Source organism: uncultured Lamprocystis sp., from assembly GCF_903933125.1.
In the GTDB taxonomy this organism is placed as follows: domain Bacteria; phylum Pseudomonadota; class Gammaproteobacteria; order Chromatiales; family Chromatiaceae; genus Thiodictyon.
Genome location: NZ_CAIZIZ010000310.1, coordinates 1 through 24,382 on the forward strand (window position 1 = coordinate 1; position 24,382 = coordinate 24,382).

Annotated in this window: 24 protein-coding genes; 6 read left to right on the plus strand and 18 right to left on the minus strand. The window is 66.5% G+C overall.

Features of this window, described 5'->3' with window-relative positions:
• From QZY03_RS15565 to QZY03_RS15600, 8 genes are all read right to left on the minus strand, one after another.
• A partial coding sequence (locus QZY03_RS15565) for an AAA family ATPase (protein WP_295582591.1) occupies nt 1-1,062 on the minus strand: 1,062 nt, incomplete at its 3' end.
• Entirely contained in the window at nt 1,059-1,487 is a 429-nt protein-coding gene (locus QZY03_RS15570) for a hypothetical protein (protein ID WP_295582593.1), read from the minus strand. The genes QZY03_RS15570 and QZY03_RS15565, both read right to left, overlap by 4 nt.
• Nucleotides 1,488-1,598: 111 nt before the next feature.
• Nucleotides 1,599-1,919, minus strand: a complete 321-nt coding sequence (locus tag QZY03_RS15575) for a type II toxin-antitoxin system PemK/MazF family toxin (RefSeq protein WP_295582595.1) — start codon at nt 1,917-1,919, stop codon at nt 1,599-1,601.
• Nucleotides 1,906-2,277, minus strand: a complete 372-nt coding sequence (locus QZY03_RS15580) for a hypothetical protein (protein WP_295582596.1) — start codon at nt 2,275-2,277, stop codon at nt 1,906-1,908. Before QZY03_RS15580 ends, QZY03_RS15575 begins: the two co-directional genes overlap by 14 nt.
• Before the next feature lie 184 nt (nt 2,278-2,461).
• Entirely contained in the window at nt 2,462-3,091 is a 630-nt protein-coding gene (locus tag QZY03_RS15585; RefSeq protein ID WP_295582598.1) for an amino acid kinase, read from the minus strand.
• 14 nt (nt 3,092-3,105) lie between these two features.
• Entirely contained in the window at nt 3,106-4,491 is a 1,386-nt protein-coding gene (pabB, locus tag QZY03_RS15590; protein WP_295582600.1) for an aminodeoxychorismate synthase, component I, read from the minus strand.
• A gap of 37 nt (nt 4,492-4,528) precedes the next feature.
• Complete coding sequence (locus QZY03_RS15595; protein ID WP_295582602.1) at nt 4,529-5,599, minus strand: hydantoinase/oxoprolinase family protein; 1,071 nt, start codon at nt 5,597-5,599, stop codon at nt 4,529-4,531.
• Nucleotides 5,589-6,590 carry an ATP-grasp domain-containing protein gene (locus tag QZY03_RS15600; RefSeq protein WP_295582604.1) on the minus strand — a complete coding sequence of 334 codons (1,002 nt, stop codon included), beginning with the start codon at nt 6,588-6,590 and terminating at the stop codon, nt 5,589-5,591. Before QZY03_RS15600 ends, QZY03_RS15595 begins: the two co-directional genes overlap by 11 nt.
• Before the next feature lie 36 nt (nt 6,591-6,626).
• Here QZY03_RS15600 and QZY03_RS15605 point away from each other — a divergent pair, with 36 nt between their 5' ends.
• On the plus strand, nt 6,627-7,382 hold the full coding sequence (locus tag QZY03_RS15605) for a HisA/HisF-related TIM barrel protein (protein ID WP_295582606.1): 756 nt from the start codon (nt 6,627-6,629) through the stop codon (nt 7,380-7,382).
• Here QZY03_RS15605 and QZY03_RS15610 read toward each other — a convergent pair.
• The 8 genes from QZY03_RS15610 to QZY03_RS15645 form a co-directional block, all read right to left on the minus strand.
• Nucleotides 7,331-8,515 (minus strand): 6-carboxytetrahydropterin synthase, encoded by a 1,185-nt coding sequence (locus QZY03_RS15610; RefSeq protein WP_295582608.1) that lies wholly within the window; start codon nt 8,513-8,515, stop codon nt 7,331-7,333. The two genes, QZY03_RS15605 and QZY03_RS15610, sit on opposite strands and share 52 nt — an antisense overlap.
• Nucleotides 8,516-8,579: 64 nt before the next feature.
• On the minus strand, nt 8,580-9,092 hold the full coding sequence (gene fae / locus QZY03_RS15615; protein WP_295582609.1) for a formaldehyde-activating enzyme: 513 nt from the start codon (nt 9,090-9,092) through the stop codon (nt 8,580-8,582).
• 19 nt (nt 9,093-9,111) lie between these two features.
• Complete coding sequence (locus tag QZY03_RS15620; protein ID WP_295582611.1) at nt 9,112-10,077, minus strand: triphosphoribosyl-dephospho-CoA synthase; 966 nt, start codon at nt 10,075-10,077, stop codon at nt 9,112-9,114.
• Nucleotides 10,074-11,027 carry a RimK family alpha-L-glutamate ligase gene (locus QZY03_RS15625; RefSeq protein WP_295582613.1) on the minus strand — a complete coding sequence of 318 codons (954 nt, stop codon included), beginning with the start codon at nt 11,025-11,027 and terminating at the stop codon, nt 10,074-10,076. The genes QZY03_RS15620 and QZY03_RS15625 overlap by 4 nt, the downstream gene beginning before the upstream one ends.
• Nucleotides 11,024-12,007, minus strand: a complete 984-nt coding sequence (mch, locus tag QZY03_RS15630; protein WP_295582615.1) for a methenyltetrahydromethanopterin cyclohydrolase — start codon at nt 12,005-12,007, stop codon at nt 11,024-11,026. Before mch ends, QZY03_RS15625 begins: the two co-directional genes overlap by 4 nt.
• The gene (locus QZY03_RS15635; protein WP_295582616.1) at nt 12,000-13,142 is read right to left on the minus strand and encodes an ATP-grasp domain-containing protein; all 1,143 of its coding nucleotides are present in this window, start codon (nt 13,140-13,142) and stop codon (nt 12,000-12,002) included. The genes mch and QZY03_RS15635 overlap by 8 nt, the downstream gene beginning before the upstream one ends.
• Complete coding sequence (locus tag QZY03_RS15640; protein WP_295582618.1) at nt 13,132-14,034, minus strand: NAD(P)-dependent methylenetetrahydromethanopterin dehydrogenase; 903 nt, start codon at nt 14,032-14,034, stop codon at nt 13,132-13,134. Before QZY03_RS15640 ends, QZY03_RS15635 begins: the two co-directional genes overlap by 11 nt.
• Before the next feature lie 33 nt (nt 14,035-14,067).
• Entirely contained in the window at nt 14,068-15,081 is a 1,014-nt protein-coding gene (locus tag QZY03_RS15645) for a beta-ribofuranosylaminobenzene 5'-phosphate synthase family protein (protein WP_295582621.1), read from the minus strand.
• 505 nt (nt 15,082-15,586) lie between these two features.
• Between QZY03_RS15645 and QZY03_RS15650 the strand changes: the two genes are divergently transcribed.
• From QZY03_RS15650 to QZY03_RS15670, 5 genes are all read left to right on the plus strand, one after another.
• Nucleotides 15,587-16,879 carry a formylmethanofuran dehydrogenase subunit B gene (locus QZY03_RS15650; RefSeq protein WP_295582623.1) on the plus strand — a complete coding sequence of 431 codons (1,293 nt, stop codon included), beginning with the start codon at nt 15,587-15,589 and terminating at the stop codon, nt 16,877-16,879.
• Between the two features lie 66 nt (nt 16,880-16,945).
• Entirely contained in the window at nt 16,946-18,616 is a 1,671-nt protein-coding gene (locus QZY03_RS15655) for a formylmethanofuran dehydrogenase subunit A (RefSeq protein WP_295582625.1), read from the plus strand.
• 1 nt (nt 18,617) lies between these two features.
• Complete coding sequence (gene fhcD / locus QZY03_RS15660; RefSeq protein ID WP_295582627.1) at nt 18,618-19,514, plus strand: formylmethanofuran--tetrahydromethanopterin N-formyltransferase; 897 nt, start codon at nt 18,618-18,620, stop codon at nt 19,512-19,514.
• A 153-nt stretch (nt 19,515-19,667) separates the two neighbouring features.
• On the plus strand, nt 19,668-20,480 hold the full coding sequence (locus tag QZY03_RS15665) for a formylmethanofuran dehydrogenase subunit C (RefSeq protein WP_295582629.1): 813 nt from the start codon (nt 19,668-19,670) through the stop codon (nt 20,478-20,480).
• A gap of 75 nt (nt 20,481-20,555) precedes the next feature.
• Complete coding sequence (locus QZY03_RS15670) at nt 20,556-20,930, plus strand: 4a-hydroxytetrahydrobiopterin dehydratase (protein WP_295582631.1); 375 nt, start codon at nt 20,556-20,558, stop codon at nt 20,928-20,930.
• A 169-nt stretch (nt 20,931-21,099) separates the two neighbouring features.
• Here the strand turns inward: QZY03_RS15670 and QZY03_RS15675 are convergent, their stop codons facing one another.
• Nucleotides 21,100-21,828 (minus strand): hypothetical protein, encoded by a 729-nt coding sequence (locus QZY03_RS15675; RefSeq protein WP_295582633.1) that lies wholly within the window; start codon nt 21,826-21,828, stop codon nt 21,100-21,102.
• Nucleotides 21,829-21,831: 3 nt separating this feature from the next.
• Nucleotides 21,832-24,360 (minus strand): N-6 DNA methylase, encoded by a 2,529-nt coding sequence (locus QZY03_RS15680; RefSeq protein ID WP_295582635.1) that lies wholly within the window; start codon nt 24,358-24,360, stop codon nt 21,832-21,834.
• Between the last annotated feature and the right edge of the window lie 22 nt (nt 24,361-24,382).

A 24,382-nucleotide genomic window follows, 5' to 3' on the forward strand; every position in this document is an offset into this window, starting at 1 on the left:
CAGCCGACCCGTGCGCGCCAGTCCGTCGCCGTCCTCATCGGCGCTGCGCACCTGGTAGGCGCGCAGCCCGCTGGCCGCGGCCAGGGCCCGCGCCAGTTCGGTCTTGCCGGTGCCGGGCGGCCCATAGAAGAGCGCATTGACGCCGACCGCCGCGGTGGCCGCCCCGTGGCGCAAGACGCCCTCCAGGCGCCCGGCCGCCTCCGCCAACTGCGGAAAGGCGTCCAGGCACCAGGCCCCGGCCGGGGCTGGTTCGATCAAGAGCGCCAGCAGCGCCTCGGCATCCTGGGGGGTAGCCGCCAGCACCTCGCGCAGCAGGCCGGCGGGGGTCAGAAAGTCCTCCAGGTCACTGAAGCCGTCGTCGCACTCCACCAGCCCGAGCGCCCGCAGTGGGGCGCGCCTGGTCAGGGCGTGGTGCACCGTCGCCTGGTCCAGGTCCAGCAGGGTCGCCAGGCGCCCCAGGTTCAGGCGGGCGGCGAGGCGGCCACTGGTGCGCCCGGTGGCGCGCAACAGGGTGCGCAGCGGTTCGCTCAGCTCACGCTGTTCCAGGTAATCGAGCATCCAGACGGCGGTCGCGTCGAGCCGCAGGGCCTCGCCGAGCAGCGCAACGGTCGGGGCGGTCGGCGCCACGGCGTCGGCCGCCGCCAGCCGCCGCAACACCCGGCGCGGGATGGTCTTGAAGAAGGAACGCAGGCGCTCGCGCAGCTCCGCGGCACCGAGTGGGAGAGACGGCACCTCGTCCTGGCCATCGTTGGCCCGGCGGGCGATTTCGTAGTCAAGCCGTCGTGCGCCTTGCACGCTGTCCCACGCTTCCCAATCAACCGCGCCGGGCGGCATCCAGTTCAGCTCTGCATCGGCATAGCGCGACAGCAGCGCCGCCACGGCGTCCGGCTCGAGCAACGGCAGCGTCAATTCCCACAGGGCGGCCAACACATCGGAGTCCTTCAGATCGTGACACAGACGCGCGTCGCCCCGCGCCAGTTGCAGGGCATAGCGGGCGACCCGGCGCGGGGCCGCCGCAACGGGACTGAAGTCAGCGCGCCAGAGGGTGCGGTGATCGTTCATGCGCAGGCCCCCACATAAGGCATGAACCGGCGCTGGTCAAAGTGGAAACTGACGAAGTCGCCGCGGCCGGGCCCGATCTCCCAGATCATGCCCAACACAAGATCGCGCGGCTCCCGATAATAGGTTGACCCGGCATCGGACTCCGCGTCGAACAGCGGCGTCTCCAGCACCTCCAGCACCACCACGGGCTGGCCATAGCGCGGGAGGCGGTGGTTGCGCATGCCGGCTTTCCAGACGACCAGATCGCCGGGGGCGAAGCGATGCGGTTGGATGAACGACCGGTAGCGCTCCCGCAGGATGGCACCGAGGTCGCCGTTCAGCCCCTCCAGCGGCTCGTCCGCAAGCAGGTCCAGCGGGGCTTCTTCGCTCAGACCGATCAGGTCAAGCAATTGGCGCGATGACAGGTCTTGGTTCTTCTGGGCCATGGCGGGTTCCTCCGGGTTCGTTCAAGTGGGCTTTGCGGCGACTGGCGAGACCTATTCAACCACTGCGGTGCGTCAGTGTTTGTCGCATCTGCGATGCACAAACGCGAGGTCTTAAAGACCCAACTGAACCCGGATCGCACCCTCGACCGCGCGCAGATCGGCCGCGGAGAGGCTCCCGATCTTTTCCATGAGTCTTGACTTGTCCGCCGTGGTGAGTTGGTCTGCCATCGCTTTGCTGACGGCCCCCTGAATGCTGACCCTGGCCTCGCTCGGATAGAGCCGGTCAGTGCTGCTGGTAAAGGGGACGAGTTGCACCCGGTTCAGAAAGCGATTCGCCAGATCATTGCTGACGATCACCGCCGGGCGGCGTTTCTTGATCTCGCCGCCCCGGGCCGAATCGAAATCCACCCACCACACCTCACCCCGCCGCACGGTTGGTATCTCCGATCAGTGCATTGCTCCAGTCGAGAGCCTCCGCCTCGCGCTCGGTGTCCGCGGCCATCGCACGATAGCCGGCCTCCTCCTCCGACTCCGGAGCGAGATCACGCGCCCTTTGCAGCACCACATCTTGAAATTCGGCTGGAACGAGAAACCAGGTCGGATTACCACGGCTCTGCGGGTTGCCGAGCGGCCAGTCATCTTCGCCGGTCCAGCGGATGGCGACTCCGGGCTCTCCTTCCCACTCGAGCTCGCAGACCGCTCCGCCACCGGGTCCACCGTCGTAGACGACCCGCACATTGCTAACCCGCTTCTTAGGTCCTTGAACGGCTTCAGGACTGATGTAGCTCATGATCGATGCTCCTCTGTCAGTAGGCTCTGTGTCGATTTTACACGTATGATAAACGCTTTTCACTATGTAAAATCTTACTTTTAATCTTACATATGATCTTACGTAAGACCTTAGAACCCCGTTCAGTGCTCAAACGCGCGCGGGATCCGAAGCCGCTCCCACGGGCGATCCGGGCGCACCGCGCTTACGCGCGTTGATTGGCGCTTCGTCGCGGCCGCTTTGCAACTGGCCGGCCCGCCAGCAGGCCATCGAGGGCGTTCGCTTCCCCATCCGCCAGCAGATAGACAGCCAAGCCCCCGGCCCGCGCATAACCGGGCAGCAGCGGGTCGACGATGGCGTCGCGGACCAGGGTCTCCATCGCCTCCGGATCGACCGGGCCGGGTGGGACGGCGGCCATCTTCACCAGGACCAGGGCCTGCGCCCCCAGCCGCCCGCCCAGCCAGGCGGCGAGTGAGTCGGAGGTCAGGTCCCAGGAGCACGGTAGGTCCGGGTCGGCGAGGACCAGCGGGACCGGCATCCAGACCGGGGTGATCCCGACCGCGGACAGCGACCGGATCTCGGCCAGGCTCGTCGCGGGCGCGAAGCCGGAGTGAAGGGCACAGAGGGCGCGGCCGTATTGCTCCATGGCGAGCAGCGCCAGATGGTGCGCGGTGGCGTCGTCGAACCCCAGACTCTGCTGGGCGCTGCGCACCTGATCGGCGAAGGGTCCACCGCCGGGCACCAGGACCAGCTCGCGGCGCCCCGCCAGGACGGCGAGCCAGGCGCGCAACTGCCGCGACCGGGTCAGGCTGCCGCCGAGCTTAACGACCCACATCTTACTGGTCACATTCAACCAGCCACATGATCGAGCCGGCGCCGTTCCAGCAGATCCAGGAGGGGGGCCGCCTTGTGGAAGGTCTCCCGGTACTCGGACTCGGGGTGCGAGTCGGCGACGATCCCGCCGCCCGCCCACAACCGGGTGACGCCGTCCGCGTGGACCAGGGTGCGGATGGCGATATTGGTATCCATGGCCCCGTCCCAGCCCAGATAGCCGATGGCCCCGCAATAGATGCCGCGGCGCTGCGGCTCCAGTTCCTCGATGATCTGCATGGCGCGCAGCTTGGGTGCACCGGTGATTGAACCGCCGGGAAAACAGGCCCGCAGCAGATCCACCGCCGTGCGGCCTGCCGCCAGCCGCCCGCGGATCGTGCTGACCAGGTGATGGACGCGCGCAAAATGCTCGACCTCAAACAGCCGGGGAACCTGGATGCTGCCGATGGCGCAGACCTTGCCCAGGTCGTTGCGCAGCAGGTCGACGATCATGAGGTTCTCGGCCCGGTCCTTGGGGCTCGCTTGCAGGGCCTGGGCGAGCAGCAGGTCCTCGATCGGGTCAGCCCCGCGCGGCCGGGTACCCTTGATCGGCCGCGTCTCCACCTGATCGCCCCGCACCTGCAGGAAGCGCTCCGGGGACGAGCACATGACCTGGCAGTCCGGGGTCGCCAGATAGGCACTGAAGGGGGCCGGGTTGCGGGCCCGCAGGTTCTGATAGGCATCCCAGGGGTCGCCTTGGGTCGGCGCCGCGAAGCGCTGGGCGAGGTTGACCTGATAGCAGTCACCCTCCAGGAGGTAGTGTTTGATGCGGGCGACGGCCTCGATATATTGGCCGTGACTCAGGTTGGGACGGACCCGATCCAGGACGCGGAAAGGGGCGCGGGGCCGCACCATCCGGCGCCCGGCGAGCACGGCCGCGAACTGCCCGCGGTACTCGGCGAGGGTAGCCGAATCCTGGGCGACCAGCCGGGTCCGCCTGGACTCGTGGTCCACCACCAGCGCCCAGTCGTAGATGCCGACCGCCATATCGGGGGTTCCTTCGGCGTCCTGTGCCAGGCTCGGCAGGCGCTCCAGACGACGCGCCAGGTCATAGGCGAACCAACCAATGGCGCCGCCGCTGAACGGCAGGTCCGAAACCCCGGGTCGCCGGGGTCCCAAGGCTTCCTGCAGCAGGGTGAAGGGGTCGGCCAGTGAGACCTGGATGGCACGCCCGGTGCGGACCTCGGTGCGTTGTCCGCGGGTGACCAGCATCGTGCGGGGGTCGGCGCTCAGGATGTCGTAGCGGCCTTGAGCACAGCCTGGCCGACCGCTGTCGAGGAAGACCGGCCAGGGGCGCTCGACCAGTGCCGAGAACAGCGGCGCACTGTCCGGCTGATAAGGCAGATCAATCACCTGCGGTGTCATCGAGTCTCCAATGTCTGCGAATCCGTGTACATGCCAATCAGGTCACGGGCGGCGCAGCAGCACGCTCCAGCGCCAGCCGGGCAACGGCGGCGGCGGGGGCGCAGTCCGCCACATCAGGTGCCAGGGCGGGCGGGCCGTCAAACAGCGACTCGAAGCCCAGGTAGGCACGCCCGAGCCGCGCCGCCAGGCGTTTCGCCAGGAAACGTCCGACCCCGGCCCCCAGAATCGGCGCGTCCGCGGCCAGCTCGCCGCGAGAAAAAATACAGGTTCCGGCGTCTGCCAAGGTGCGTAACTGGGCCTCCGCCAGGACCTCCGCCACCCGGCGCCAGCCGGACAGGTCCGCGGCGGACCCGTCGAGCCCCAGCATCCGGGCGACCCGGCCGGCACTGGCCGCCGGGGTCTTGGCCCGACCGTCCGCGCTCGGCATCAGGTCCGCATGGTCGGGGAGTTCCCCGGTCAAGCGGTACAGGTCGGCGGTGGTCGCGAAGTGCTCCGCCATCAAGGGAACCCAGGACCCGCACCAGGGGACGCGCCGGGCCAGCGCCATCACCGGGGTCCGTACCACCCCGCTATACACCAGTTCTCCCAGCGCCAGGCGTTCGTGGTCCGCGTAGCCTCGGGCACTGACCCGCCCGTCACGGAAGGGTACCAGGTCCGTGGTGGTGCTGCCGATGTCCACCAGAAGCCCCTGCGGAAAGCGGGTCGCGGCCAGGCTGGCGCTCGCCATCCAGTTGGCCGAGGCCACTTGGGGGGCAGCGGCCATGGCCGCCGCGGGGTCCAGCAACCCGGCGGGGCCGGCATAGATGCGGATGGTCTCGCCGACGAAGCGCCGCGCAATGCAGCCGACCAGGGATGCGACGCCTTGAGCGCGGTCCTCGAAGAGGTCTGCCAACTCTCCGGTCATCGTGACCGCGTGGCAGACCGCGCGCTGGGGCAGCTGTCCCAAGACCGCGTCGATGGCGGACTCCAGATGCCCCAGCCCCTGCCAGAGCGGACAGGGTACCTGCAATACAACCATCACCCGGCCGGCGCCGTCGAGTTGGACAGCCTTGAGGTGGGCGCCGCCGAGGTCCCAGCCCAACCAGCCGGAGCCCTGATCAGGCGGCATCGGCAACCTCCAGACAGACATCCACTGCCAAGCCCCCGACCAACCCCGGCCGGGGCAGCCCACTAGACAGCAGGTCGAGGACCAGGCGCGCCGGATTGACCCCGAGCGATTCGCGCAGGCCCACATAGGAGGTCGTCAGGCGCGGATTCACCTCCAACACCAGGGGACCGGCGGTGGTGACGATCAGGTCGACCCCTACATAACCCCACAGGCCGGGCAGCGCCGCGGCAACATCCCCGGCGAGACGGCGCAAGCGGGCATCCGCCGCACCCAGGCCATTGACCACGCAGCCCAGCAGCAGCAGCTCGTCGTCCATGACGGCAATGCGCTGGCGGTTGACGCTGAGCACAGCGGCCTCCCCGTCTTTGACCAGGAGGCTCAGGCTCGCCGCCGTGCCCTGGACAAAGGGCTGGGCCACGTAGACCCGACCATCAGCCAATTGATCCCAATAGCGGCACAAGGCGTCCCGATCCCGACACAGCCGGATACCCAGACAGCCGACCCCGTCGTCCGGCTTCAGTACCCAGGGACCGGGGATCATCGGGAGTGGGTCTTGGCGGCCGAAGGTCGGGACCACCGGCACGCCCCAGTCCGCCAGCAAACGCACCGTCTGGAGCTTGCTGGCGGCGGTGCGCACCGCCGCGGGGGTGCTGTTGAGGAGTCGGGGACCGGCTGCCAGGATTTGGCGGCTGATCGCATCCAGGGTGCCCTGCATCTCGGGGGCGATGGGCCAGACGGCATCGACCTGCGCCAGGGTCTGCGCCCAGACGCGGGGAAACTCCGCCGGGCCATACACCAGACGAAAGTCCGCGATCAGGCTTGGCGCGGCCAGGCGCGCATCGCGGGTGACGATGCACTCCACGCCGGCTACTGCCGCGAGATCGCAGACCAGTGCCTGTAGCATCATGTCTCCTTCCCGTACCAGGGAGGCCGGGAGGTCGGCACCGAGCAGGCCACCGCCGGTAACAAATTCGAAGACGAAGATGCGCATGAAGACCTTTCGGATGAAACCAGGATTGAAACGACTATGAAACTGATTCCGGTCATCGACCTCAAAGGCGGCCTGGTGGTCGCCGCCCGGCGCGGGGATCGCCATGCCTATGCACCGATCCAGTCCCCGCTGTGCCCGTCCGCCGAGCCCTTACCGGTCGCGGCGGCCCTTCTGGAACTGTACCCGTTCGATACGCTTTATATCGCCGACCTGGACGCGATCGGCGGCGGGCCCAGCCAACTGGAGCTGATCGAACAGATCCACCGCACCCACCCCGGAGTGGAACTGTGGGCCGACAACGGACTGACGCAGATCCAGCGCCTCGCCGCCGTCGCCCGTCCGGTCATCGGCAGTGAATCACTCGCCGACCTGGAGCACTGGGCGGCACTGCGCTCCGCCCTGGACGCCCCCATCCTCTCCCTTGACTATCGGGGTCACCAGCCCCTGGGACCGACAGAGCTTCACGAGCGGCCTGAGTTGTGGCCGCGCGAAGTCATCCTGATGACCCTGGGGCAGGTCGGCAGCGAGGCGGGGCCCGATCTGGAGCGACTGACCGCGTTGCGGCAGTCCGCCCCCACCCAGCGGCTTTATGCCGCCGGCGGAGTGCGCGGCCCCGCGGATCTGCTCCAACTGCGCGATCTGGGCGTCGTCGGCGCCCTGGTCTCCACCGCCCTGCACCTGGGCCGCTTCACGCCGGACGTTCTCGACGATCTGGCGAACGTCAAGCAATCGTTGGAAATTCAAATCTTCGGTATCAACGCGCGCAGCGATGACCCGCCAATGGGTCCCTGAAACCACCCGAGCACCGGGTCGGGTCCCCGCCGCTGAAACTCCTCCAGACTGGGGCCGCGATAACTGCACCAGGACTGAGTGGTCTCGTAGAGGTCCAGTCCCGCCAGTCCAGGCAAGTAATCAATGAGTTGCTCCCAAATATACACGCACAACAGCTCGGTGCTGGAGCGCCAGGCCAGTTCCGGGGCGGCATAGTTCAGTGTATGGTGGTCGAACCGCTCCACCACCCGACGGTTGACCACCCGTTTAAGGTAACCGTAGTCCACCACGCAGCCGGTCACCGGATCGATCCGGCCGCTGACCTTGACGTGCAGGGCATAGCGGCCGCCATGCAGGTTGGCGCATTTTGCCGGGTGATCCGTGATGAAGTGGGCGGCATCGAAGACCAGTTCCTTACACACAGTGACGACAGGGGTCACTTGCTCAAAACGGTCCAGAGCGCCCGGCATGTCTTGCAGACGCCCCCGCAACAGTTCCAGGAGGCGTTGGGCGTCCACCGGGGTGAGGGTCCGCAGCAAGGCGGCGCCCGGGCGGTCGGCGGCGTCGAGTTCCTTGAACTGAATTCGGTGCCGCAGGAGTTCGGTGGCCGCCCACCGACCCGCCGCGGCGTCCGCGAACTCCAGAAAGAGATAGCCCGCGTGTAATTCCGCCGCGTGGGCGACATACACCGCGAGACTCAGCAGGAAGTCCGGCGGCGGCTCGGGGACAACCCGCAGGCCGCGGAAGCGATCGAGGTGGATTTTCGGCGCTTTGAGACGGTTGTGGGCGACCACTCGGTGGGTGTCACCCGCATAGGTATAGTCCTGCCCAAAGCAAAAGCCATAATCGCACAGGGCCGACAGGTCCCACAGCAGCAGATCCAGGCGCCGTATCTCGCCGGGGACCAGGACGAAAGCGCCCTCTTCCCGGAGCAGCCCGGCCCAGGTCAGCCCACGCAAGACCGCGCGGGCGCGCTCGCCGGGATAGGTGGTAGGCGGCGGGAAATCCGCGACCTGATCCTCCCGGTTCAGGGCCGCCCGATCCACCACCAACTCCAGCGGCAGGTGGTGACGCAACGCGTATTCCGCAGGCGTCAGGCCCTCTGCCGGCAAACCTGGGGGTACTTGGAAATCGGCGCACAACTCGGGATTCATCAGTAATCTTGCCGTAGCGGATGGCGCGGGGCCTTCCTTGGCCCTCGTCACTCGCCCCTTGAGTTTAGAGGTGGGCAGCGAAAGGATGGCCGGTGCTGCCCTTCTGCTTCACCACATCCGCGGCCTTGGGTTCGCCGGCGACGGCGCGTTTGATGGACTCCTTGGTCGCCTGGTAGTTGTAGTCCTGGATCTTGGCATCGTCCTCGGCCTGCCAATGGATGAAGACGCCAACGCAGATGAAGATATCGTCCGCCTCAGCAGCCGGGATGGTGCCATCCTCGACACAATCGGCCACCGCCATGGCCACGCCGCGCTGGGCGGGTCCGAACATCTGCACCGCCTGCTTGGCCCCCTTGATGGTGACCTTGTTGAACATCAGGGTGCTGGGCTTGACCGGCAGGTTGGGAGCCACCACCGCGAGCAGGCCGGTAAAGCCGTCCTTATTGTTCACCAAGCCGTTGCAGAAGGCGGTCTCGGCCGCGGAGCCGCGCGGCCCCATGATCAGGTCGATATGGGCAACCTCGTTGCCATCGCCGACCAGGGACTCACCGACCAGGGTCTTATTGATAACTGCCATCGCATGCGCTCCTCAGGTTTCAAAGTTCTCGGAAGGAAAGTACCGGGGCCAGGGTGACCGGCCCGGTAACGGGAAGACGACGGGCATCCGCCGCCGATAACAGTGCGCGGGGCCGGGACTCGATCCCGCGGATCAACAAACAGGCCACGGTGAGGTCCGCTGAGGTTCCGGGGTTGATACCGGCCCCCTTCAGTTCCCGGTCCAGCCCCCGCAGGGCCGCGGCATAGGACTCGGGCCGCGCGGCGCCGGTCAAGGCGGCGGCGAGGGGCGCGGCCTGCCGGGACACCGCGACGGCCTGCTCCAGCCCCAGCTTGCGGGCGACATGGGAGTCCGGGTAGCGCCCCAGAAAATCCAGATAGAGACCGGCCGCCGCCCACGCCGGATCCTGCCAGCGGTCGTTGAGCATGGCCAGCAAAGGAACCGCCCGCTCGAACAAATCGCTGAAGCCTTCGGTGTATTGGCGGGCGATCAGGTCCCGGTGAGCGGCAGGGCGCATCACCTCCAGCGGCGTACCCTGAGCCACGCCAGACACGTCGTGTTCCACCGACGCGCCGAGCCCTCCGGGGGCGGCCAGGCGGATGGCCCGAAACAGCCAGTCGGTGTCCTGCCGATCGGCAACCTTGAGCACCGCCTCCAGACGGTGGCGCAGATCGCCACCCGCCGCCGATGGCGCCAGGGCGGCTTGAATCAGCGGGGCGCTCAGCAGCAGGATACCCAGATTGGTGTTGCAGCCGACCGCCCGCCGGGTAGCGGATACGGCACGGAAGATGCGCTCGCCGAGCCCCAGGCCGGGCCTGGTCAAGGGTCCGGCACTGACCTGCGCACTGCGCAGAAAGTCCTCCACCGTCATGCCATGTCCGGCCGACTCACGGTGCACGTTGCCGGGCTTCTGCGCATCGAGTTCCAGGGCGCAGGCCGCCCGATAGGCAGCAGCAATCGCCTGCCGCCGCGCCACGTGCCCCTGATCGCGCCGAGCCGTGGTCATCTCCCCACCGCCTCCCGGCGAGCCGCCCACTGATGCCGACGCAACAGATCGGCTGCCAGAGCCGCGGCGATGTCACAGCCACAGACCTGCTGGAGCCCCCGCCAGGCCGGGACGCCGTTGACCTCGATCACCCAGGCCCGACCAGCGGCGTCACGCAGGATGTCGACTCCCGCATAGGCCATCTCCAGCGCCTGGGCGGCAGCCTGCGCCAGTTCGCGCAGGTCCGGCTCCAGTGCGGCCGGGTGGCAGGTCGCACCCTGAGCGACATTGGTAATCCAGCCGTGGGCAGCGGCGCGACGCATTGCCGCGACCGCCCGCCCACCGACGACGAAGACCCGCCAGTCCTGTGCCTGCGCCGTCGCGCCGGCGACATAGCGCTGAAGGTAATGGATACCCTGGCAGGCGGCCGAGTCCGGTAAGGCGCTGCCGGCGGCGGTCAAGCGGATGAGTCCTTCGCCCTGGGAGCCGAACAGCGGCTTGCAGACCAACGCATGGCCGGCAGCCACTTCACGCTCGACCACCTGCTGCGCCTGCCCCGGATCGCGGATGACCCAGGCCGGGGGCGTGGGGATGCCGGCGCTGTGCAGCAGGAAGCTGGTCATGCCTTTGTCGACGCTGCGCTCGATGGCCCGGCCGTCGTTGTAAACCGGAATCCCCAAGTGGCGCAAGGCGTGCAGCACGTCCAGATAGTAAACGACCTCCTCCAGGGTCCCGCCCGGCACACCGCGCACGAAGGCAGCGTCCGGCAGGCCATCGCCGCCGGGCAGACGCAGACCCGGCCCGCCGTCGCCGAGCGCGAAGTGGCACGCCGCCAGCGACACATAGCGCGCCTCCCAGCCGTGAACGGCGAAGGCCTCGCACAGCCGCGCTCCGTGCCAACCGGGGTCATCGGTGAAGATGGCGACCACGGGCGCGACCCGCGGCCGCTGAGCCAGACGCACCGGTGTCATGCGCCGATCCCGAAGGAGACCGCGAGCAGGTCCGGATCGATCCGCCCGGCACTGAAGGTCCGCCCGCTGTCCAGGGCCGTCACGCGAACACGGGCCGGACTGAAGAGCAGCGGATCGATCTGGAAAAAGTCGTACTGATACGCCGCGAAGACCTCCGCGAAGGGCCGCCCATAGTCGCGGGAGGCACTGCTCGGCAGACGCTGCGCCAAGTCTTGCGCGGCCTCATCCCCACCGGTGACGAACAGGTGGACCTGACCGGCGAAGAGGATGGCATCGTTGGTCCGGCCCATGGCGGTGACGAAATCCGCGCAGGGCGGCGACAGCGGGGCGCTCCCCATGCCGTCGCGAATGGCGTGCAGATCGAAGCCCAGGGTATGGGCCTTGTGCAAGGCCACCTCCAACACCCGCGCCACGATCTGGACGGTACCGGCCAGGCTGCGGGTGGGTGTGAGAATGAGAGTGAGTGCGGCGGGCGTGATGCCGCAATCGGCGGCAATCTTATCCACCAGGGGGACTGGGGGCACGCGGTCCACCTCCAGCACCAGACAGGCCCGCTCAGCCTGGTCGCGATAGTCCAGTTCGGCAAACAACGGCTCCTTGCCGGCAAGCGCGCGGCCCGGACCTGAGCCGAGCGCGTGAAAGGCGCCTTTGCCCTCGCCGTGACTCAGACTCCAACCCGCGTACTGGCTCCCCAGACAGGCCAGCACCGGGTCGGCGGTATGGACTTGTACCGCGATCGGCCAATCGCCGACCACGCCGCCGACGGCCAGCCCGCCGCGCAGGCCGACCTGCCCGAGTCCGCCCAGGCAAACCTCGGCGATGCGCCGGCCGGCCTCCAGGCCGCCAGGAACCTGGAGGCCCGCATCGACCACCAGGCAACCGTTCTCCAGGCGGGACAATCCCAAGCGCAGTGCCGGTGCGTCCGCGACCAATGCATCGACCAAGGGGGCGGTCAGGGCGTTGAGGCTGGGCTCATTCATGGGTTTCATGCTCACCGATCAGGTCCAACATCCGCTGCGCCCGCACGGCTAACAGCGACTCCACCGAGCCCGCCGCCGGGCCATCCGCCAGCACGGTGCACAGGGGCGCGCCCCGCGGCACCAGGGTACCCGCCGGCGACCGATCCCGACACCACGCAGGCCAGACCAGATCCATAGGGATGCGCAGGTCGGCCGGGGCATAGACGAGCCGCTGGCCGCAGATACCGGCCGGCGGAGCCCATGACTCCGCCGGTAAGGTGCCAAGGCAGGCGCGCACATGCCGGCTGATCCAACCCTCCGCGCATTGACCCTCGTAAAGGCTCATCGTTGCCGATGGCCGGGCATTAAGCTCCAACAGATAGACCCGCCCCTGATGCAGGATGAAGTCCAGGTTGTTGAGCCCGCGCAGGCCCAGCGCCTCCACGAGGGACTCGGCCCAGCCGATGACCGCCTGCCGCAGGGGGTCGGCGATGGTCGCCTGCCCGATCGCCCCACCGTACAGAAAGGGCCGCTGGACCCCGCCGTCCGCGACCAGCAGGCGGTTGAAGCCGATGACCTCCAACCGAGTCCCATCGGCGATGAAGAGGACGGACATCAGCTCACCGGCGAGCTGCTGCTGGAAATAGTGCGGACCCCTGGGCCGCGGGTCGCCATCCCGCCAAAGGCGTACCCCAAGGCCGCCGCTGCCGCCGCATTCCTTCAGCAACCAGGGCGACGCATCCCCCGCCGGGGGCGGGTCCAATCGGGTCTGCGGGTGCGGTATCGCGCGCTGCGTCAACAACGCGAAGAGCCGGACCGGGTCGGCCAGGAGGGCGAGGACCGCGGGGGCGTTCCCCAAGAGCCGTACCGGTTCCGGGAGGGCCGACAGCAAGTCGGGCGACGACTCCAGTCCGGCCCCATAAACCAAGCCGACCGGCGACGGGCCGGTCGCAAGCCGCTCAATCGCGGCGCTCAACTGCACCGGGTCCAGACCCCAACCGATCATGGGAACCCGGGTGCAGGAGCCGAGCCCCTGGGTGTCCTGATCACAGAAGGCATCCAGGATCTGGACCCGAAAGCCGCCACGCACCGCCGACTCGGCGATGGCACGGGCGCTGTTGGCCGCCAGGAACAGCTCGGCGGGCTCAGTCCACATGCCGACGCGCCGCCTCAAAGGCCTCGTCCAGCCCCAGGTATTGGGGCGAACCGGCCTCGTGCATCTGCCGCAGTAGACCCTGCTGCACCTTGTACTTGATGTTACCGATAGCCAGTGCCCCCAGCCCCAGGGCGCCGCTGGTCGAGCCGGGCACGGGGACCCCGTTGTCCATCACGCCGACCCCCGCAATGCCGGCCGGGGGTACGGCATTGACGTCGCAGGCGACCTTCAGCCGGCGGCCCGCGCCGAGCTGGTCGGCACTCAGGACCTGCACCCCGGCCGCCGCAGCATTGAAGATCAGGTCGGCACCGGCCATCAAATCACGGATGTGCGCGTCGCTGCTCCCGTCCGCACCGCTCAACCTGACCCCATAGCGCTGATTGCACAACCGGGCGGTCTCCTCGGCCCGGACCAGCCCCAGGTGGCTCACGATGACCGCGTCCGCCCCGGCGCGGGCGGCGAGGATGGCGGCGGCCGAGCCCACCGGACCGGTGCCGCCGAAGATCAGGCAGCGGCTCGCGGCAAGCCCGCTGCCATGGCTGCCGCGCAGACACCCCTCGGCCCCGGCGACCATCGCCGCGGCGGTCGTGAAGGCCCCACTGGGATCGGCGAAAACCGAGACCTCGAATGGCGGCACCATGGCCGCACGGGCAGCGGCAAGCATCTCCAGCGCCAGGTGTACGTCGCGACCGCCCAGGAAAATCCCGGTGCGCGCCACCCCCTTGGGTCCACGGGAGAAGATCGCATCCTGAGTCAGGCCGGCGATCTCCTCCAGCGTGACCTGGGTATAGGGCGTGCAGGCGCTCCAGCCAGCGTCGTAGGCCATATTGACATCGAAGGGGCTCAGATTCTTGGCCGCCGTGATCATATGCAGAAGATAGGGCTTGGACATGCGTTCACTCGGTTGCTTGACGCGGTGCTCGACTCAGTATTCTCGCATCGATTGCAGGGGCGACTGCAGCACAGCCACCGACGCCCCCTGGTTGTGACCGGCGGTTATCCGATACCGCAGCGGCGTCAACTCACCGAACCGTGCCTTGAGGCCACGCTCCAGCCAACACGCTTGATCCGCATCCGCGGTCAGGACGAATCCCGTTGGCCCCCAGGACGATTGGCCGCCGCCCTCAAAGCCCTGCTCCGCCGCCCAATGCAATGCAGCGGCGACGGCCGGCGAAGCGAAACACCCACCTTGGGCGGGGGCGAAATGGACACCGACGGCCCGCTGAATCTGGCCGATGGCGTCGGCGACCGGCTCCAACCGGCCCTCGATCAGCCCCGGTACCAATTGCATCAGGAGCAGTCGGCACAGGTGCCCGGCGGTGGCCGCCGGCGACTCCGGCAGTTCGGCGAAGGCGCGCGTCTCGCGCTCGCCATGTAGTCCCTGGCGCTGCAGATCCAGCAGCAACAACACCCGCCAATCGGTCGGGAAGGGCAGCCGCATCACGACCGGCGGCACTTGTTGCGCATGATCGCCGCGTCCGCAGTCGACTATAAATCCTCCCTCATCGAAGGCGCCAATGCCGATCCCCGACCGCTGACCGCGCCCTAAAGTCTGGGCGATGGCGCGACTGTCCCAGGCCGCGGCGGCGGCCGTCTGTCCCAACAGCCGCTCCAGGGCGGTACCGACCGCCAGTGCCATTTGAGTCCCGGAACCCAGGCCCGCATGGCCGGGTATCTCTTCGCGCAGTCGGATGTGGGCCCCACCACGCAGACCCCGTGCCGCGGCAAAGGTCCGGGCGTAGGCGACGGCCCGCTCCGCACCCGGCCCCTCGGCACTGAAACCGTCCGCCCGGTCGGCACTCAAACGGGTGGTGAAGGTGTCGATTGTGAGCCCCAGACTGCCGAACCGCCGGCCCAGACCGCCGTTGAGGTCTAGAAACCCAAGATGTAGCCGAGCCGGGGCCTCCACTTGGACACAAAGGGAAGGACGGTTGATCATGATCGGGGGCCTCGCACGATGCTCATAAGGTCTTTCCGGCACTTAGAGTCTCGCGACCTTGGCAGGAATCACAAGCAAACTTGATGCCTGAATCGTCCGCTTGACGTCATGACGCTCAGCGGTTCACCGCAAGAGGCGGCCTGACACGGGGGCGGACAACGACCCCTTCACGGCCCGTCATGGCCCGGACCCGCTGGCGCGGGGAATCAAACCAGCACCCTTTGTCCCTCTGCTGAATCACTATGTCACATCAGCGACGTCGGGGAGAAACAGTCGTCGCGCGTGGCGATACCTAGGGGCGTCACCCGGCCCTGCGGAGGACGTCGAACACGACCGCCGGATTGGTCGCGCATTCGTCTGGCACAGTTCCTGAATCACTTGGCTGTCCGCTGTTCGAGCGCGCCGGCGTGCCCCCGGCCGGCGCTTCAGCCGTCTCACCCATGGCGCCCCCGGCGCCCTGGCCGCTTCTCTGAGTCCTTGACGCTCCGGAGTGTCCCCAACAACGATGTGGCAAACCGAACCCGCGGACAGCACCTTGACCTGCCCCTTCTGCGGGCTGGCATGTGACGACTTGCGTGTGGCGACCGATGGCGTCGACCGGCCGACCCTGGTCAATGGGTGCGCAACCGCCCAACAGGCATTCTCCACGGCCTTGGCGCAAGCGCCCGGATCGCCGCAGATCGCCGGTCGGCCAGTCGCTCTGGACGCAGCGATCACCCGCGCGGCGGACCTCTTGGCGGCGGCGCATGCCCCCCTGTTCGGCGGGCTCGTGGCCGATGTCAACGGAATGCGCGCGATCATGGACCTGGCCGATCACCAGGGCGCTCTGCTCGATCATGTCGGCGGCGATGCATTGTTTCGTAACCTGCTGGTCCTTCAGGATAGCGGTTGGATGACCGCAACGCTGACCGAGGTACGCAACCGTGCTGACCTGATCCTGCTGCTCGGCAATCAGTGCACGCACCGCTTCCCGCGGCTCATCGAGCGAGTTCTCTTGCCGACCGACGCCTTGTTTTCGCCGCCCGGACAACGCAGCCTCGTGCTGCTCGGCGGCTGGGATCAGGAGTCCCTGCCCGCCGCGCTCGCTGCGGCGAATCCGACTCTCATTCCCGTCGCCAACGCGGATTTGGCCGGTGTCTGCGGCCTGCTGCGCGGGTTGATCGCCGGTCGGCCGGTGCGCACCAATGCGATCCCTGGGGTGTCTGGTCTGCAACTGGAGGACCTGGCGGGACGGTTGCGCACCGCCCGTTACACCGTGGTGATCTGGGCCGCCGCCGAATTGGACTTTCCCCACGCGGAGTTGACGATTCAGGGGTTCGTAGAACTGGTGCGGGACCTCAACCGCACTACCCGGGCCGCAGCCTTACCGCTGGCCGGGACCCTCGGTGACGTGACGGTCAATCAGGTCTGCACCTGGCAAACCGGATATCCGCTGCGCAGCGGGCGCCAACAGAACCGGCTGCGCTATGAGCCGGTACTCTACCGCCATCAAGATCTGCTCGCCGGCGGCTACTGCGACCTGCTGCTGTGGGTCCAGGCGCTTGCTGGCGCGGCAACAGCGGCCGTGCCGATCACCGCCCGGCCAACTATCGTGCTGGGTCATCCGGGGATGGCCTGCGAGCGGGTGCCGGAAGTTTTCATTCCGGTGGGACTTCCCGGCGTCGATCACCCCGGTCACTGGTACCGCAGCGATGCAGTGTGCCCCTTACCGCTGGGTCAAGTGCGCGATGTCGGCCTGCCGTCAGTGGCGCAGGTGATCGGGATGCTTGGCGAGCGGTTGCGAGTCCAGCATGGATAAGAAAACCGCGGTCCCCCGTTCGTCCCGTCGCGCCACCGCACCCCGACCCAACGGAGACCAGGCATCGTGTTGACCAAACTTGCCGGCGGCCGATTGTACGACCCTGCCCACGGGATCAACGGCGAGGTCCGCGACCTCTACCTGCGCGATGGACAGATCCTCGCCAAGGCACCCTTTGGCGAGACCCCGGGGCGCACCTATGACCTCGCCGGCAAGCTGGTGATGGCCGGGGCCATCGACCTGCACACCCACATCGGCGGCGGCAAGGTCAACATCGCCCGCACCATGCTCCCGGAGGACCAGCGCGCCCTGGTGCGCACCCGCACAGCGCTGACCCGCACCGGGGGCGGGCACGCCGCTCCCTCGACGTTCGCCGCCGGCTATCGCTACGCCGAAATGGGCTATACGACAGCCTTTGAACCGGCCGTCCTGCCGGTGAACGCGCGCCAGGCGCACATGGAGATGGCAGACACCCCGATGCTCGACACCGGCGGCTACGCCATGCTCGGCAGCGACGAGTTGCTGCTCCAGTTGATGAGCGAGGGGGTAGGCCAGGAGGTCATCAACAACTATGTTGCCTGGTCGCTGCACGCCGCACAGTGCATCGGCATCAAGGTCGTCAACCCGGGCGGGATCAGCGCCTTCAAGTTCAATGCCCGCAGCCTCGACGTCGACGAGCGTCACCCACACTACCCGCTCACCCCGCGCGATATCGTCCGCACCTTGAGCCGCGCCGTGTTCGAGCTGGGCGTCCCGCACCCGCTGCACGTCCACGCGAGCAATCTGGGCATCCCGGGCAACCACACGGCAACGCTGGCGACCATGGACGCCGCCGAAGGGTTCCCCATCCATCTGACGCATATCCAGTTCCATACCTACGGCACCGAGGGCGACCGGCACTTCTCCTCCGCCGCCGGGGAGATCGCCCAGGCCGTCAACGCCCGCAAGAACGTGAGCATCGACGTGGGCCAGGTGATGTTCGGCCAGACCGTCACCGTCTCCGGCGACACCATGCGCCAGTACGCGAACCATCACCACGCCCACCCCCGCAAGTGGACCTGCATGGACATCGAGTGCGATGCCGGCTGCGGGGTGGTGCCTTTCCGCTATCGCGATCAGAACTTCGTCAATGCGCTCCAGTGGGCCATTGGTCTGGAGTTGTTCCTGATGGTGGATGACCCCTGGCGGGTCTTCCTCACCACCGACCACCCGAACGGTGCTCCCTTCACCAGCTATCCGCGGCTGATCCGGCTCTTGATGGACCGCGGTTTCCGCAACGACCAGCTCGCCCGGATCAACCCGGAGGCGGCGGCCATGTCGTGTCTGGGCTCGCTCGAGCGCGAATACAGCCTCTATGAGATCGCCATCATGACCCGCGCCGCCCCCGCCCGCATCCTGGGCCTGGCCGACCGCGGGCACCTGGGCGCGGGGGCGCGCGCCGATATCACCGTCTACCACCAGTTGGACGACCCGGAGCAGACCTTCGCCCGGCCCATGCTGGTCTTCAAGGATGGCGAGGTGGTCGTCGAGGACGGCGCCGTCACCCGCGTCGTGGGCGGCGGTACCCAAGTGGTCCGGCCGGAGTTCGACCCGGCCATCGAGCTGCGCATCGGCCGCTGGTTCGACCGCTATCACAGCATCCGGATGGCCAACTTCCGTATCTCCGATACCGAGATGGCGGACGGCATCGGCAGCCCGGTCACCGTCCATCCGTGCCGCCCGCGGGGTGTTGCCTGAGATGGTCATCAACGGCATCGAGATCGAGGACACCTTCGCCGAGGCCTTCGGCATGAATGCCACGCGCCTCATCATCACGGCCATCAACCCCCGGTGGGCGCGGATCGCGGGCGAGACCATGACCGGCTTCGCCACCTCGGTCATCGGCTGCGGGGCCGAGGCCGGGATCGAGGCGGAGCTGGCACCGGACCAGACACCGGACGGCCGGCCCGGCGTCAGCGTTCTGCTGTTCGCCATGTCCGGCAAGGAACTGGAGAAACAGGTGGAGCGGCGGGTCGGCCAATGTGTCCTGACCTGTCCCAGCACCGCCTGCTTTGCGGGAATGACGAGCGAAAAGCCGGTGCCGCTCGGCAAGAACCTGCGTTATTTCGGCGACGGCTGGCAGTCATCCAAACAGATCGACGGCCGGCGCTATTGGCGCGTCCCGGTGATGGACGGCGAGTTTCTGTGCGAGGAGACCACGGCACGCACCAGCGCGGTGGGCGGGGGGAACTTCCTGGTCCTGGCCCGCGGACTGCCCGAGGCACTGGCCGCCTGCGAGCACGCGGTCGCGGCCATCCGGCGCCGGCCCAATGTGCTGCTGCCCTTCCCCGGCGGGATCGCCCGCTCCGGCTCCAAGGTCGGCTCCAAATACAAGGCCCTGATGGCCTCCACCAACGACGCCTATTGCCCGACCCTGCGGGGCCTGGTGAAGAGCCAACTGGACGCCGACATCGGTGCCGTATTGGAGATCGTCATCAACGGACTGACCGAGGCCGACGTGCGCGAGGCAACACGGATCGGCCTGGAGACCATCTGCGCACTGGGACCGGAGTCCGGGGTCGTGCGCATCTCCGCCGGCAACTATGGCGGCAAGCTCGGACAGTACCACTTTCATTTGCGGGAGATCATCGGCTGATCACCCGCGTTTGATCGGCCCACAGGGCGACAACGGCCGGCCTCGATTGAACAAGAGAATGACGCCACCCAGGCCACCGGTTATTCCTTCTTCATTTGCGTCTATGTGCATTCATTTGCGGCCGAAACTCTTCTTCGAACTCTCAGATTGAATATGACCGCTCTGACTTTGCAATTGCTGGCTCCGCCATCCCCTCGTATCGACCTCTCCGCCTTCACCCCGGACGGGCTTGCGGGCCAGTCGGCCGACGAGGTCCGGCGCCTGCCGCTCTGGGTCGGCAACCAACAGGTCGAGACCGGCGACCTGTTCAGAGTCACGGGGGACGACACGGACGCGATCCTGATCCGCTCCGACAGCGACCGCCTGGACGGCATCGGCACCGGCATGACCAGGGGTTCCATCCGGGTCGAGGGCCGCGCCGGTGCCTATCTTGGCCGCCGGCAGCGCGGCGGTGCCATCGCGGTCACTGGCGACGCCGGCCCCTTCGCCGGCAGCGGCATGTCCGGCGGGACCATCCGCATCGGCGGCGACGCCGGTGACTTCCTGGGCGCCGCCATCGCCGGCGAGCGCCGCGGCATGCGCGGCGGGCGCATCGAAGTGCTCGGCAACGCCGGTGACCGCGTGGGCGACCATCAGCGTCGCGGCCAGATCCTGATCAACGGCAACGCCGGGGACTATTGCGGCTCACGCATGGTCGCCGGGACCATCCTGGTCCTGGGCCGCACCGGGATCAATACCGGGCTCGCCATGCGCCGCGGCACCCTGCTGCTGACCGCCGAGCCCAACCTGCCGCCCACCTTCAACGACAACGGCACCCAGCAACTCGCCTTCCTGGCACTCCTGACCCGCGATCTCGCGACCGCTGGCGGACCCTTTGAGCAACTCAAGTCGCGCGGGACCCGCGTCCGCCGCTGGCTCGGAGACCTGGGATATGGCGGCCAGGGCGAGGTGCTCGTCTGGGGCTGAAGGCCACGCCTTTAGGATGCGCGGCTCAACCCACATGGTTTAGGGGACCGATCAAACGACCAGGAACCCACAACCATGTCCGAAGCGTCCGAAGAGAGCGTCTATAGCGAAGACGAGGTGCGCAGCCGTATCGCCACCGATCTGCCCCATTGGTATCTGGAGGACGGCTGGCTGCGCCGCAAGTACCGCACCAGCGGCTGGAAGGCCACCCTGATGCTGGTCAACACCATCGGCCACCTGGCGGAGGCCGCCTGGCATCACCCGGACCTCACCGTCTCCTACGCCTTCGTCATCGTCAAACTCGTCACCCACTCGGCCAAGGGCATCACCGACAAGGACTTCGAGCTGGCCCGCAAGATCGAGGACACCCTGATGTGGCGCCCGGCGGCTGAAAGCGCCCTGGAGGGCACCCCCGACGACCCGCGGTTCAAGTACATCAAGTACGACTGAGCGGGGTTCGTTTCCGGCTCCACCAGGGGCAGGTCTCGACCAGGTGCGACCGTGAATGCTTCTCGCATTCAGGTCCGCAGTCGAATGGACCGCTGACACCTTCAACGCTGGCGGGTTAGCGATGTCTTGCCAGGAATTCCCCCGGCGGTTTGGATTAAGCGCTGCCGGTCTAGGCATCGGATGCGTAGTTCGTTACAAGAGCCTCATGCAACTGCCGTATGCCTTCTGGTTGCGGACTATCGGCAACACTGCCAAGGTCGAAGCCTAGGCAGATCTCGATGTCCTTCTGCGACAGGTAGTTTCCGTGGATCAGTACCTCGCGAATCTGGTCCGCGGCGTCGGGGTACTCGCGTTCATCGGGATCGTGGTTTTGGCGCAGGAAGTCTCCGTAGCAATGCTCTATGACGGGTCGCGAGTGAACCTGGATCTCGTCCACAACCCGTAGGATCTCGCGGATCTTGATATCCAGCGCCGCCTGCGTGCTGAAGAAGATGTTGCCATTCGGGTGGGCAGTGTCGTTCCGGTCGTCCACGAGCTTGATATAGGTGCCGATCTTGCTATTGTCGCAGGCGATGAGCCTGAGGAAGCGCAGGATGCTGCGCTCGGGCACTGTGCTGAAGACGAAGGGTGAGGTGGCCGCAAGCAGATTCTTTTCCACGTCCTTGCCGAAACCGATCAGGCCTTTCTCGAAGTCCCTGGGCTCCGTCTGTCTGATCTGCCAGATGTTGAAGTAGATGAAGCTCATGGCGAGCATGTGATAGGCCAAGAAAGCGAACTGGTACTTGCAGTGGGTGTAGTTTGTCTGGAAGGCACCCCAGAGAAAGGCGATATACTCCTGCTCCTTCGGGCTCTTGAAGGAGCGCGGCAGGTAGACGCCCAGTTCGATTGCTTCTTCCATGGCTCAAGCCTTCCGCGGGGCCAGCTCGACCTCGCCCCAGAGGCGGGCCAGGGTGGCCTGGATTTTCTTCTCAAACCGGGTAATCAGCTCGCGGTTGGCGGCGACGAGCGTCTGCTCGTCTTCGATTTCGGAGACGATGGCTTGCTGGGTGGCTAGAGAAGGAAGCGGAATACGATATAGTTTCAAGACCTGCGCGCTCAAGTTACTTTGGTTACCCCCACGTGCATCACTTATGTTTCGCAGATCCTCATATCGCGATTGAAGGACTCTATAGAGATAGCTTGGAGCGAAAGTGTCGCTCTTGGGGACAAATGCTGCGCAAGCTTGATTTATCGCCGCGTTAATGCCTAAGACCGCGACCCTGCCGCGTGTAACGCCCTCTCCATACATCGCCATCAACACGGTGCCCTCCGGTACTATCCACGCCGATGAGTTGCGCAGCCCGTCTTCTGAGATAAACTCGTTTGCGCGATCAATCACATTGTAATTGATGAGAGTTGTAGTGACCCAAGGGATCTCTCCGCCCCAATAGTCGGGGTTGCTTCGAGCAGGCGTCCCGCCAGAACGTATCGCGCAAATGTCACCTATCGCCACCATCGGCCACTCGGGGTGGATGGGGATTTGGGGGCGGTAGTTGTCGAGGACGGCGCGGGCTCCGTCGATGACTCTCTGGTAGCCCTCGATCTCCGCCACGATCTCCTTCTGCGCCTCAAGCGGCGGAAGGGGAATATGGAAGTTCTCCACGTAATCCCGCGGGACGCGCTGCAAACCGCCGGTGCCAGTCATCTGAGCAACAGCTGCGCCACGAAAGTTCGGATGCATTATGCAGAAGTAGATCCATTCGGGCAACACCTGCCCACCGCTTCGCAGTACATAGAACTCACTCGAACCGAAACCGATGCCATTAAGAAGACGACGGGCGATACCGGCTTTTCCGTTCTCGAAGCATGGGGTGACCTTCGCGAGAAGGACGTCATTGTCCTCGAAGTAGGTGTAGCTCGTGGATACTTCGGAGATATGCTTCTCGGAATTGGGTTGAAACGATATGCGGTGCTCATTAAGGTCGGCCATAGGAACGAATGAGACCCGCGTGTCGGCTTCTCGCATGACCAGCTGGCTTTTCCGTGGATTTACGGTGCAGACATCACCGATGCGGACCAGCGGGAACGAGTGATTATTCGCTCTCACCTCCCGATAACGCTCCCCGCTCAGATTATAGTCCGCATTCGCGCCGATCCGCTCCTTGGGCACGATCAGGCCAAGCGTCGGCTGGAAGTCCTCCACCGATTCGCGTGCCCGCAAGCGGCGCAGATACTCGGCGATCTCGACACGCGCCTGCGGAAGGTCGTTCTTGTCAATCTCGCGCCGCTGGGCACCGAGGCCAAACCCGTCGTTTGCGACCTTGAAGAAGGCGATGGTGCTGGCCTGCTTCGCAAGCGACTTGTCGAGGATGAGGATGGAGGTCTTGACGCCGGAATAGGGCTGGAACACCCCCGCCGGCAGTGAGACGACGGCGACCAGGAAGTTCTCCACCAGCATCTTGCGCAGTTGGGTGTAGGCCGTCTGGCTCTGGAAGATGATGCCCTCGGGCACGATGATACCGGCGCGACCCTGGGGCGTCAGATGCTCGGCCATATAGTCGACGAACAGGACCTCGCTGCGCTTGCTCTGCACCGAGAAGCGCTTATGCGGCTTGATACCGCCCTTCGGCGACATGAAGGGGGGATTGGCGAGGATGACGGCCGCGTAATCGTTCCAACGCTCCTGGCTGGTCAGGGTGTCGTACTCGTAGATGTGCGGGTCGGTGAAACCGTGCAGGTACAGGTTGACCAGCGACAGCCGCACCATATCGGGCGAGATGTCGTAGCCCTTGAAGTTGGCAGCCAGTCGCCCGCGTTCGTCGGGGGTGAGGGTGCTGTTACCGTCCGCGTCGGTGTTCGCCTTGAGAATGTGCTTCCACGACGAGATCAGGAAGCCGGCCGTGCCGCAGGCGGGATCGAGCACGGTCTCGTCCTTCTTCGGGTCGAGCACGCCGACGATAAAATCGATGATGTGGCGCGGGGTGCGGAACTGCCCGGCGTCGCCCTGGGAACCGAGCACGGAGAGCAAATACTCGAAGGCGTCGCCCAGACGCTCACTGTGGTCGTACTCGAACTCGTCGATGATCTTGAGGAAGGCGCGCAGGGTCTCCGGATCACGATACGGCAGATAGGCGTTCTTGAAGATCTCGCGGAAGAGCGGCGGGATACCGGGGTTCTCCGGCATCTTGGCGATGGCCTCGGCGTAGCGATTCAGGGCCTCGTGGCCACCCAGCCCGGAGTGCATGAGCTTGGCCCAGCCATACTGAGCGAAGCCGCCGGCGAAGAACTTGCGGCGGCCGCCCAGTTCCTCGGCCTCGGCGTCCATGTCGTCCATGAACTTGTAGATCAGTGCGATGGTGATCTGCTCGACCTGGCTCTTGGGGTCGGGCACCTTGCCCACGAGGATATCGCGGGCGGTGTCAATGCGGCGTTTAGTATCGGTATCGAGCATCTCTGTCCAGATGGGTTTGCAA